The sequence below is a fragment of the Pseudomonas sp. A25(2017) genome (genome assembly GCF_002001065.1).
GTDB classification, from domain to species: domain Bacteria; phylum Pseudomonadota; class Gammaproteobacteria; order Pseudomonadales; family Pseudomonadaceae; genus Aquipseudomonas; species Aquipseudomonas kilonensis.
The window spans coordinates 18,791-30,157 of sequence record NZ_MUOA01000030.1; the positions used below are offsets into that span (position 1 = coordinate 18,791).

The following is an 11,367-nucleotide window of genomic DNA, read 5'->3' on the forward strand; positions in this document are numbered from 1 at the left end:
TCGTAGAGACCTTAGTATGACGCCTGATAGACCGGATCTTCGGCCTGAAGTTGCCGCAGCCGGGCCAATGGATCCTGGCGGTAGAACGCCTTGAGCTGTTCGTAGACCTTTGGATAGGCCTGGTGCAGCAGGTCTGGGGCGCTGAAGAAGTATTCGCTGGTGACGGCAAAGAACTCCGCCGGGTTTTCGGCGGCGTAGGGGTCGATGACGGTTTCTGCGTCGGGGTTGTGGTCGAGTTGGCGGTCGAGGTCGTCGAAGGCTTGCTGCATGGCTTCGGCCCAGTCGCTGACGCGCATGTCGGCGTGCAGCGGTGGCAGGCCGTTGGCGTCGCCGTTGAGCATGTCGAGTTTGTGCGCCAGTTCGTGGATCACCAGGTTGTAGCCGTCCCAGCCGCCGCTGGCCATCACGCCGTCCCAGGCCAGGATGATCGGGCCTTGGGGCCAGGCTTCGCCGCTGTGTTCGCCGTCCCATTCGTGCTCGATGCCGCTGGCGTCGCGGTAGCGCTGGGGGCTGAGGAAGTCGTCGGGGTAGAGGACGATTTCGTGGAAGCCCTGGTACCAGTTCAGCTCGCCGAGGTGCATCAGCGGCAATTGAGCCTGGGCGGCGAGCAGCAGGCGTTGTTCCTGGTGCAGTTCGACGCCGGGCAGGGCGCTGAGGTGTTTATCGTGCAGGAACAGGACGCACGCTTCTCGCAGCCATTGGTCCTCGGCGGCGCTGATGCCGTCGAGGAAGCTCAATTGCTGGCGCACCCGCTGCCAGGTGTCCTCGGCCACGGGGTGTTTGGCGAGGGTGCGTCGGCGGCGCCAGTTGCTCAGGGACCACATGGCGATCAGCGCGGGTGGGCTTTCGAGGCGCGCTGGCTCAGTTTGCTGCGCACCAGGCTGATGATCATCGGCAGCAGCGACAGCAGGATGATGCCCACCACCAGCAGCGACAGGTTTTGCTTGATGAAGGGCACGTTGCCGAAGAAGTAGCCGAGGGTCACCAGGCCGCCGACCCACAGGACGGTGCCGAGCACGCTGAAGCCGAAGAAGCGTGGGTAAGGCATTTTGCCGACGCCGGCGACGAAGGGGGCGAAGGTGCGGATGATCGGCAGGAAACGCGCCAGGGTCACGGTTTTGCCGCCGTGTTTGTCGTAGAAGTCGTGGGTTTGCTGCAGGTAGTCGCGGCGGAAGATTTTCGAGTCGGGGTTGCTGAACAGTTTCTCGCCAGCGGTGCGGCCGATGAGGTAGTTGGTGCTGTCGCCGAGGATCGCCGCGAGCATCAGCAGGCCGCCCAGCAGCACCGGGTCCATGGCGCCACCGGCGGCTACGGCGCCGGCGATGAACAGCAGGGAATCGCCCGGCAGGAAGGGTGTGACCACCAGGCCGGTTTCACAGAAGATCACCAGGAACAGGATGGCGTAGATCCAGGTCCCGTAGTTGGTCACCAGCATGTCGAGGTAGACGTCGAGATGCAGAATGAGGTCGAGGGGGTTGAAATCCATGCAAAGCACCTGTGGTGGCGGCCCGACTCGGCAGGCTTGTGGGACTGGCTTTGAGTATGGCTACAGAGTGTGTAGCTTTTTCTTACAAGCCGGGAAGAGCGGCATTATACGGCGAGGATTGTGAAGCGCGTGTTGAGTTTGTAGCGGGGGATTTCGGTGGTTTTGTGGGCGGTGGAGCACTTTGTGGGGGCGGGCTTGCTTGCGATGGCGGTGGAGCAGTCAGTATTGATGTTGCCTGGTGGATCGCTATCGCGAGCAAGCTTTGCTCCCACAGGGGCCTGCGGTGAACATTGGTTTTTGTGCATGCCTCAAAACCAGTGTGGGCTAGTCAGTATTGATGTTGCCTGACAGACCGCTATCGCGAGCAGGCTCGCTCCCACAGGGGGTTGTGGTGAACATTGGTTTTTGTGCGCGCCTCAGAACCATTGTGGGAGCGAGCTTGCTCGCGATGGCGGCGGGGCAGTCAGTATTGATGTTGCCTGACGGATCGCTATCGCGAGCAAGCTTTGCTCCCACAGGGGGTTGTGGTGAGCATTGGTTTTTTGTGCATGCCTCAAAACCAATGTGGGCTTGCTCGCGATGGCGGGGGGGCAGTCAGTATTGATGTTGCCTGACGGACCGCTATCGCGAGCAAGCTCGCTCCCACAGGGGGCCTGCGGTGAGCATTGGTTTTTGTGCATGCCTCAAAGCCAGTGTGGGGGCAAGCTTTGCTCCCACAGATCTAGCGGGTGTACGACCGGGAGAGCCAGGTCGGCTACTAGGCCGCCTCGCGGTGGACGTTGATCTTGGGGCCCCGTTAACCACGCTGGCCGAACGCAGGCATTGTGGAGTGGGCAACCCGGCATGGATGCCGGGATAGCCGCGCTGGGCCATGGATGGCCCTTCGCGGCGGGCCCACGGAGCAATGCCGGAGTGAGGGCATGCCGAGCCTAAGCGAGGCACCAAGTGGTGGGGCAGAAGCGCTTTGGTTACTTTCGCGCTTTTCGAAAGTGACCCGCCGTCAGGGCGGAACCCTAAGCCGCCGTTACCGCAGCAATGGATATGTCCCCGATCATTGCTCCGAACGGCTCAGATCCCGTCGCTGATCGGCAACACGTAGTTCTTGAACTCGGTGTCTTCCTTGAACCCAATCGACTCGTAGGTCTTCTGCGCCACTTCGTTGTTGCTGCTGGTGGAGACGCGCATGCGCACGGCGTTGGTTTCCTTGGCCATTTTTTTCGCGGTGCGAATCAGGTTGTCGGCCACCAGCTGGCGGCGGGCGTCTTCGGCGACGTAGATGTCGTTGAGGATCCACACGCGCTTGAGCGACAGCGACGAGAAGCTTGGGTAGAGCTGGCAAAAGCCCAGCAATTTGCTGTCGTCATCATCAGGCAAGGCCAGGTAAATCACCGACTCCTTGCGGCGCAGGCGTTTTTCGAGGAAGGCTCGGGACGAATCCGGGTAGGGCAGGGAGCCGTAGAATTCCCGGTATTTGACGAACAATGGGGTCAGCAGGTCCAGGTGTTCCAGGGTCGCTTGGATAATCCGCATGGTAGGTCTCGTCTGCAAAGGTCGACAGATATTCAGACAACAATGTCGCGCTGCCGTGCTTTTGATGCTGCCTGAAAGCGGATCAAAAACGCAATCGGATAAACGGATCAGTTTCGGGGCGGCGCCAGTAGGAAATTACCTTTCATATTGGCAGCGTTTTCCGAATCCAGAGTGTGAACCTGGGCTTCGTCCTTCAGATTGACCCCTGAAAGCTGCCGGCGACAGGCCTCGCGCATCAGGTAAATCAGGCGATGGGCCGCCATGCCGTAGCTCAGGCCTTCGAGGCGGACATTGGAGATGCAGTTGCGATACGCATCGGTCAGGCCGACCTTGGGGGCGTAGGTGAAATACAGCCCCAGGCTGTCGGGGGAGCTGAGGCCGGGGCGTTCGCCGATCAGGATCACTGACATTTTTGCGCCGAGCCGCTGCGCCACTTCATCGGCCACGGCGACGCGGCCTTGCTCCACTAAAACGATGGGCGACACAGACCAACCGTCAGCAGCGATCTGCTCTTCCAGCCGCGCCAGGAACGGCAAGGTATGGCGATGCACCGCCAGCGCCGACAGGCCGTCAGCCACGACGATGGCCAGATCCACGCCGCCAGGGTGGGCCGCCGCGTAATCCTGCAGGACCTGCGCTGAGGCGTCGTCGAGCCGTCGGCCCAGGTCCGGGCGCTGTAGATAACTGTGTCGGTCGGTCGCCGCGCTGTGGAGCAACAGGCTCTCGCGGCCGCGCTCGCTCAGTTGCGCGCGAATGCCCTGATGATCGAACGCCAGGTGCACCGCATCGCGGGCCTGGGCGTGGGCGAACTGGAAATCCAGTTGCGCCGAGGTCGGCAGGCTGGTGCCAGTGCGCCCCAGGGCGATGCGTGCCGGGGTGAGGTTGCGCAGATTCAACCAAGGGTTTTGTGGGTCGACAGGTTTTTTATCCATGGGCAGTTCTCTCATCCCAAATGCGCGAGGGCGTGACGGAACGCCGGTGGCAGGTTGTCGCCGAACCGCACCCGGCCATCGGCCTGGGTGAAGATGCCCATGTTCGCCAGCCACGTTTCGAATTCCGGCGCCGGCTTCAGGCCCAGGGTCTGGCGGGCGTAGAGGGCGTCGTGGAACGAGGTGGTCTGGTAGTTGAGCATGATGTCGTCGGAGCCGGGGATGCCCATGATGAAGTTGATCCCGGCCACGCCCAGCAGGGTCAGCAGGGTGTCCATGTCGTCCTGGTCGGCTTCGGCGTGGTTGGTGTAGCAGATGTCGCAACCCATCGGCACGCCCAGCAACTTGCCGCAGAAGTGGTCTTCGAGGCCGGCGCGGATGATCTGTTTGCCGTTGTACAGGTACTCGGGGCCGATGAATCCTACAACCGTATTCACCAGAAACGGGTTGAAATGTCGCGCCACGGCGTAGGCCCGGGTCTCGCAGGTCTGTTGATCGACGCCGTGGTGGGCGTTGGCTGACAGCGCGCTGCCCTGGCCGGTTTCGAAATACATCAGGTTGTTGCCCAAGGTGCCGCGATTCAGGCTGAGCCCGGCGTCGTAGCCTTCTTTCAAGACGCTCAGGCTGATGCCGAAACTGGCGTTGGCCGCTTCGGTGCCGGCGATGGACTGGAACACCAGGTCCAGGGGCACGCCGCGGTTCGCTGCTTCGATGGAGGTGGTGACGTGGGTCAGCACGCAGCCCTGGGTGGGAATGTCGTAGCGCTGGATGATGGCGTCGAGCATTTCCAGCATCGCGCAGATCGAGGCGGTGCTGTCGGTGGCCGGGTTGATGCCGATCATGGCGTCGCCGTTGCCGTAGAGCAGGCCGTCGAGGATGCTCGCGGCGATGCCGGCCGGTTCGTCGGTGGGGTGGTTGGGTTGCAGGCGGGTGGACAGGCGCCCGCGCAGGCCGAGGGTGCCGCGGAATTTGGTGACCACGCGGATTTTCTGCGCCACCAGCACCAGGTCTTGCACGCGCATGATCTTCGACACGGCGGCGACCATTTCCGGCGTCAGGCCGGGGGCCAGCGCCCGCAGGCTCTGTTCATCGGCGGCGTCGCTGAGCAGCCAATCGCGAAAACCGCCGACGGTGAGGTGGCTGACGGTGGCGAAAGCTTGTTTATCGTGAGTGTCGACGATCAGCCGGGTGACTTCGTCGACCTCGTAAGGAATCAGCATTTCTTGCAGGAAATGGCTGAGGGGCAGGTCGGCCAGCGCCATTTGCGCGGCCACGCGCTCACCATCGTTGAGCGCCGCGACCTCGGCCAGAAAATCCCCGGAACGCGCCGGGCTGGCCTTGGCCATCAGGTCTTTGAGGCTGTCGAAGCGGTAGGTCTGGGCGCCGACGGAATGGGCGAATGCGGCCATGGGGCGGTGTCCTCCTGGTTCTCTAAATACTCAAATACACCGTAGATCCAACTCTGTGGAAGAACCCAGTGGGAGAGCTCAGTGGGAGAACCCAGTGAGAGAGCCCAGTGGGAGAACCTTGTGGGAGCAAAGCTTGCTCGCGATAGCGGAGTGTCAGAAAAGTATTCTCCACTGATACACCGCTATCGCGAGCAAGCTTTGCTCCCACAGAGCCTCCCACAGAGCCTCCCACAGAGCCCCTCCCACAGAGCCCCTCCCACAGAGTCCTTCCCACAGAGTCCTTCCCAAGAGTTTTCCTACACAGGAAGGGAGCTGCGTGCACTTTTAAATAGCAGGCACCAGGCCCTCGGCCCGGTGCCGGTGCAACTTCAGATACCTGTGAGCATAGCGTCCGCCGGTGCATCGGAGCGTTGCTTGGCGGTCAGTTGGAAATACAGGTAGCCAACAATCATGAAACCGAGGAACACCAGCCCGATCACGGTGTTGAACCACGCCATCGCCACCAGGCACACCACCGCCAGGAACAGCGCAATGCCCGGCACGATCGGGTAGCCCGGCGCGCGGAAGGTGCGTTCCAGGTTCGGTTCGGTCTTACGCAATCTGAACAGGCTGAGCATGCTGATGATGTACATCACGATGGCGCCGAACACCGACATGGTGATCATCGCCGCCGTCAGGCTCATGCCTTGCAGGTTGACCAGGCCATCGCTGTAGATCGCCGCGATGCCGATGACGCCGCCGGCCAGGATCGCCCGGTGCGGGGTCTGGAAGCGCGACAGTTTCGCCAGGCCACGGGGCAGGTAACCGGCCCGGGCCAAGGCGAAGAATTGCCGCGAGTAGCCGAGGATGATCCCGTGGAAGCTCGCCACCAGGCCGAACAGGCCGATCCACACCAGCATGTGCATCCACGTTGAATCGTTGCCGACCACGGCCTTCATGGCCTGGGGCAGCGGGTCGTTGATGTTCGACAGTTGGCGCCAGTCACCCACGCCGCCGGCCATGATCATCACGCCGATGGCCAGGAACACCAGGGTCAGGATGCCGCTGACGTAAGCGCGGGGGATCGTGCGTTTCGGGTCCTTGGCTTCTTCGGCGGCCATGGCCGCGCCTTCGATGGCGAGGAAGAACCAGATCGCGAAGGGGATCGCGGCAAAAATGCCCGGGATCGAGGCGAGGCTGAACTCATTGGAGCCGGCCCAGCCGTTGAGCACGAAGTTACTGAAGCTGAAGCCCGGCGCGACCACGCCCATGAACACCAGCAACTCGGCGACCGCCAGCACGGTGACCACCAGCTCGAACGCAGCGGCGATGCTGACGCCGAGGATGTTCAGGGTCATAAATATGATGTACGCGCCGACCGCCGCGAGCTTGGGGTCCAGCTCGGGGAATTGCACGTTGAGGTAGGCGCCAATCGCCATGGCGATGGCCGGGGGCGCAAAGACGAATTCGATCAGGGTGGCGATCCCGGCGATCAATCCGCCTTTCTCGCCAAAGGCCCGTCGGCTATAGGCAAAAGGCCCGCCGGCGTGAGGAATTGCGGTGGTCAGTTCGGTGAAACTGAAGATGAAACAGGTGTACATCAACGCCACCATGAGGGCGGTGACGAGAAACCCGAGGGTCCCTGCGGTGCCCCAGCCGTAGCTCCAGCCGAAGTATTCGCCGGAAATCACCAGACCGACGGCGATGCCCCATAAATGCAGGGTGCCGAGTGTGGGTTTGAGTTGAGTGGTAGAAGTCATAAGTCCTCTCTGTCTTTTTTATTGTTTGATCTGCTGGACTTTCGGGATTGCTGTGGAGCGGGCACGCAAGGCTCATGCCAGAGCGGTGGGGCATTGATTCTGTGTGTGAGTGAGGACGCCTTCGCGAGCAAGCCCGCTCCCACAGGAGAGTTGGGCCAGCCGAAACTGGAGCGCCATCCACAAATCCTGTGTGGGAGCGGGCTTGCTCGCGAAAGCTATCTAAAGGACGAAACAGAACAACCTGTCTCGCCCGGTTTCCTTAGAAGAACCCCAACGGATTGATGTCATAGCTCACCAGCAAATTCTTGGTCTGCTGGTAATGGTCGAGCATCATCTTGTGCGTCTCACGACCCACGCCGGACTTCTTGTAGCCACCGAACGCGGCGTGCGCCGGGTACAGGTGGTAGCAGTTGGTCCAGACGCGACCGGCCTTGATCGCCCGGCCCATGCGGTAGGCGCGGTTGATGTCGCGGGTCCAGAGGCCGGCGCCGAGGCCGAACTCGGTGTCGTTGGCGATCGCCAGGGCTTCGGCTTCGTCCTTGAAGGTGGTGATGCTCACCACTGGGCCAAAGATTTCTTCCTGGAACACGCGCATTTTGTTGGTGCCCTTGAGCAGGGTCGGCTGGATGTAATACCCGGTCGCCAGGTTGCCCTCGAGTTTTTCCACCTTGCCACCGGTCAGCAGCTCGGCGCCTTCGCCCTTGGCGATTTCCAGGTACGAAAGAATCTTGTCGAATTGCTGCTCGGACGCCTGGGCGCCGACCATGGTCTCGGTGTCCAGCGGGTCGCCGCGTTTGATCTGCAGGACTTTCTTCATCACCACTTGCATGAATTCGTCGTAGATCGACTCCTGCACCAGGGCGCGGGATGGGCAGGTACAGACTTCGCCCTGGTTGAAGAACGCCAGCACCAGGCCTTCGGCGGCTTTTTCAATGAAGCTCGGCTCGGCTTGCATGATGTCTTCGAAGAAAATGTTCGGCGATTTGCCGCCCAGTTCTACGGTAGACGGGATGATGTTCTCGGCGGCGCATTTCATGATGTGCGAGCCCACCGGGGTGGAACCGGTGAAGGCGATCTTGGCGATGCGCTTGCTGGTGGCGAGGGCTTCGCCGGCTTCTTTGCCGAAACCTTGCACCACGTTCAGCACGCCAGGCGGCAGCAGGTCGCCGATCAGCTCCATGAGCACGCAGATGCCCAGCGGCGTTTGCTCGGCCGGCTTGAGCACCACGCAGTTACCGGCGGCCAGGGCCGGGGCGAGTTTCCAGGCGGCCATCAGCAGCGGGAAGTTCCACGGGATGATCTGCCCGACCACGCCCAGCGGTTCATGGATGTGGTAGGCCACGGTGTTGCCGTCGATCTCGGCGGCGCTGCCTTCCTGGGCCCGCAGGCAACCGGCGAAGTAGCGGAAGTGGTCGGCGGCCAGGGGGATGTCGGCGTTGAGGGTTTCGCGCACGGCCTTGCCGTTGTCCCAGGATTCGGTGATCGCCAGGACTTCGAGGTTGGCTTCGATGCGGTCGGCGATTTTCAACAGGACCAGCGAACGCGCCTGGGCCGACGTGGCACCCCAGGCATCCGCGGCAGCGTGGGCGGCGTCCAGGGCTTTTTCGATGTCTTCGGCCGTGGAGCGCGGGAATTCGGCAATGGGCTGGCCATTGACCGGGGACGTATTGGTGAAGTACTGACCTTTGACAGGCGCGACGAATTCGCCGCCGATGTAGTTACCGTATTTAGCCTTGAACGAAACGATAGCGCCTTCAGTACCGGGGTGAGCGTAACGCATGATGAGTTCTCCTTGGCTTTTGTGCTTATTGGGGAGCCGCGCAAAAACGCGCTGGTACTTAAGCCTAGAGCAAAGGTCGGGCCATTGCCTTGCAGGGCCCGTAAATCAAGACTTTAGGAGGAGTTGGTCGGACAAACGGAGGGGCTGTGTCGCGGTTGCGATACGCGGGGTGTGACAGTTTGTGCCAGATGCGAGACAGTCTGTGACCGGCAGGTCGCGCCAGCATTGCAAAGGTGGTTGGGCTGGAGGATGCTGGACATTCAGCACAGCTCCTGCGGGAACAAAGGTCTGTGGGGGTAAGGTCTGTGGGAGCAAGGCTTGCCCGCGATAGCCTCGACGCGGTTCAACTGACCTGCGCGTCATCGTTCATCGCGGGCAAGCCTTGCTCCCACAGGGGCCAGGTTCGACAGTTGCTCCAGCAGGCCGCAACCTTTGGGGAGAATAATAAGAACATGCACAGCAACCATTTGAGTCGCCATGCCCAGCAAGTCCTGACGGTCACCCAGGGCAAGGCCCATTTGCAGGGGCCTGGCAGCGATCCGTCGATTGCCCGTTCCTGGCTGCGCTGCCTCGAGGACTATCACCTCGACCCGGCCCAGAACCTGGCGCCGACGGTGCTCGAACATGGCCGGGTGCTGGAAAGCCGCGAGCGCTTGCAACAGGTGCTGCACATCGCCGGCAATGAAATGACCAGCCTGCACCAGCAACTCTCCGGCGCCGGCCACGCGGTGCTGCTCACCGACGCCCGAGGCGTGATCCTCAACTGCGTCACCGCCCCCAGCGAACGGAAGATTTTCGAACGGGCCGGCCTCTGGCTCGGCGCCGATTGGAGCGAAGCCTGCGAAGGCACCAACGGCATCGGCACCTGCCTGGTGGAACGCCAGGCCCTGACCATCCACCAGGAAGAACATTTTCGTGGCCGCCACACCGGCCTGACCTGCTCGGCCAGCCCGGTCTTCGACCCCCAGGGCGAACTGCTGGCGGTGCTCGACGTGTCGTCGGCCCGGCCGGACGTGTCGCGCCAGAGCCAGTTCCACACCATGGCCCTGGTCAATCTCTCGGCGAAGATGATCGAGAGCTGCTATTTCCTCCGTTGCTTCGACAATCAATGGCTGCTGCGCTTTCACTTGCAGGCCGAGTCCGTAGGGCTGTTCAGCGAAGGCTTGCTGGCGTTCGACGGCGAAGGGCGGATCAGCGCCGTCAACCAGAGCGCGCTGAACCTCTTGGGGCATATTCGCGGCGGCTTGCTGGGCCAGCGGGTGGAGGACTTTTTCGACTGTTCGTTGGACGAATTACTTGGCCGCGCGAGTGTAAGTGCCAGTGCGAGCTGGCCGCTGCGCACCCGTGACGGTCGGCATTTGTTCGCCGTGTTGCGTGGTCAGCCGCGCAGTGTGCCGGTGCCGGTTGCGCCGCTGCTCAAGGCCATCGAGCCCGCTCGCCTGCCAGGCATCTGCCTGGGGGATGCGGCGTTGCAGGAGCATTTTCGCAAGGCGCTGCGGGTGTTCGAGCGCGATGTGCCGCTGCTGATCCAGGGCGAAACCGGCTCCGGCAAGGAGGCGTTCGCCAAGGCCGTGCACCACGCCAGCCAGCGCGCCGGCAAGCATTTTGTCGCCCTCAACTGCGCGGCCATCCCGGAAAGCCTGATTGAGAGCGAGCTGTTCGGTTATCGCGGCGGCAGCTTCACCGGCGCGCGCAAGGAAGGCATGCGTGGCAAGTTGCAACAGGCTGACGGCGGCACGCTGTTCCTCGATGAAATCGGCGACATGCCCCTGGCCCTGCAGACCCGTTTGCTGCGGGTGCTGGAAGACCGCCAGGTGGTGCCCATCGGCGGCGAGCCCGAGGCGGTGAACGTGCGCATCATCAGCGCCACCCACCGGCAGTTGCTGGAGCGGGTGCAGGACGGCAGTTTTCGCGAGGATTTGTACTACCGCCTCAACGGCCTGGAAATCCCGCTGCCGGCGTTGCGCGAACGCAGCGACAAGTCGCAGTTGCTGGATTTCCTCTTGGCTGAAGAGAGTGGGGCTGAGACGGTGTCCATCGACGAACCGGCGCGCCAGGCGTTGCTGGCGTTCGACTGGCCGGGCAACGTGCGGCAACTGCGCAATGTGCTGCGAACCCTTGCCGCGCTGTGCGATGGCGGGCGGATCGGGTTGGAGGACTTGCCAGCCATGATCCGCCAGCGTCCGTCGATTGCGCTGGTTGAAACGGTAGCGGAGCGGCCGCTGGCGGATGCCGAGCGCCTGGCGCTGCTCGATGCACTGGAGCGCCAGCGCTGGCACATGACCCACACGGCCGAACAACTGGGGATCAGCCGCAATACCCTTTACCGCAAGCTGCGTAAACACGCGATTGCCCGATAAAGCACTGACTGCCTTTGTGGCGAGGGGATTTATCCCCGCTGGGCTGCGCAGCAGCCCTAAAGCAGTGAGCTCAATCTTACTGGCACGCCGAGTTACCTGGTTTAGGGGCCGCTGCGCAGCCCAACGGGGATAAA

The 11,367-nt window shown here is 62.3% G+C and carries 8 protein-coding genes; 1 reads left to right on the forward strand and 7 read right to left on the reverse strand.

Annotation, left to right across the window (positions count from 1 at the left end; genetic code table 11):
* Positions 1-11: 11 nt before the first annotated feature.
* The 7 genes from B0E42_RS01470 to B0E42_RS01505 form a co-directional block, all read right to left on the reverse strand.
* Entirely contained in the window at positions 12-824 is an 813-nt protein-coding gene (locus B0E42_RS01470; protein ID WP_077505390.1) for a zinc-dependent peptidase, read from the reverse strand.
* 5 nt (positions 825-829) lie between these two features.
* Positions 830-1,486 carry a DedA family protein gene (locus B0E42_RS01475; RefSeq protein ID WP_077505392.1) on the reverse strand — a complete coding sequence of 219 codons (657 nt, stop codon included), beginning with the start codon at positions 1,484-1,486 and terminating at the stop codon, positions 830-832.
* A gap of 1,068 nt (positions 1,487-2,554) precedes the next feature.
* Complete coding sequence (locus B0E42_RS01485; RefSeq protein ID WP_018611257.1) at positions 2,555-3,016, reverse strand: N-acetyltransferase; 462 nt, start codon at positions 3,014-3,016, stop codon at positions 2,555-2,557.
* A gap of 107 nt (positions 3,017-3,123) precedes the next feature.
* Positions 3,124-3,948 carry an ethanolamine ammonia-lyase subunit EutC gene (eutC, locus tag B0E42_RS01490; RefSeq protein WP_077505394.1) on the reverse strand — a complete coding sequence of 275 codons (825 nt, stop codon included), beginning with the start codon at positions 3,946-3,948 and terminating at the stop codon, positions 3,124-3,126.
* An 11-nt stretch (positions 3,949-3,959) separates the two neighbouring features.
* Positions 3,960-5,354, reverse strand: coding sequence for an ethanolamine ammonia-lyase subunit EutB (locus tag B0E42_RS01495; protein ID WP_003205921.1), 1,395 nt, complete (start codon positions 5,352-5,354; stop codon positions 3,960-3,962).
* 368 nt (positions 5,355-5,722) lie between these two features.
* On the reverse strand, positions 5,723-7,093 hold the full coding sequence (gene eat / locus B0E42_RS01500) for an ethanolamine permease (RefSeq protein ID WP_018611251.1): 1,371 nt from the start codon (positions 7,091-7,093) through the stop codon (positions 5,723-5,725).
* A 259-nt stretch (positions 7,094-7,352) separates the two neighbouring features.
* Positions 7,353-8,873 carry an aldehyde dehydrogenase family protein gene (locus B0E42_RS01505; protein WP_018611249.1) on the reverse strand — a complete coding sequence of 507 codons (1,521 nt, stop codon included), beginning with the start codon at positions 8,871-8,873 and terminating at the stop codon, positions 7,353-7,355.
* Positions 8,874-9,325: 452 nt separating this feature from the next.
* Here B0E42_RS01505 and B0E42_RS01510 point away from each other — a divergent pair, with 452 nt between their 5' ends.
* A complete protein-coding gene (locus B0E42_RS01510) occupies positions 9,326-11,233 on the forward strand; it encodes a sigma-54-dependent Fis family transcriptional regulator (RefSeq protein ID WP_077505396.1) in 1,908 nt (635 codons plus the stop codon).
* The last annotated feature ends 134 nt before the right edge of the window (positions 11,234-11,367 follow it).

Bases quoted from the DNA above. Each gene is read 5' to 3' on its own strand.
- B0E42_RS01470 (WP_077505390.1), bottom strand. From the start codon at position 824: ATGTGGTCCCTGAGCAACTGGCGCCGCCGACGCACCCTCGCCAAACAC.
- B0E42_RS01475 (WP_077505392.1), bottom strand. From the start codon at position 1,486: ATGGATTTCAACCCCCTCGACCTCATTCTGCATCTCGACGTCTACCTC.
- B0E42_RS01485 (WP_018611257.1), bottom strand. From the start codon at position 3,016: ATGCGGATTATCCAAGCGACCCTGGAACACCTGGACCTGCTGACCCCA.
- eutC (WP_077505394.1), bottom strand. From the start codon at position 3,948: ATGGATAAAAAACCTGTCGACCCACAAAACCCTTGGTTGAATCTGCGC.
- B0E42_RS01495 (WP_003205921.1), bottom strand. From the start codon at position 5,354: ATGGCCGCATTCGCCCATTCCGTCGGCGCCCAGACCTACCGCTTCGAC.
- eat (WP_018611251.1), bottom strand. From the start codon at position 7,093: ATGACTTCTACCACTCAACTCAAACCCACACTCGGCACCCTGCATTTA.
- B0E42_RS01505 (WP_018611249.1), bottom strand. From the start codon at position 8,873: ATGCGTTACGCTCACCCCGGTACTGAAGGCGCTATCGTTTCGTTCAAG.
- B0E42_RS01510 (WP_077505396.1), top strand. From the start codon at position 9,326: ATGCACAGCAACCATTTGAGTCGCCATGCCCAGCAAGTCCTGACGGTC.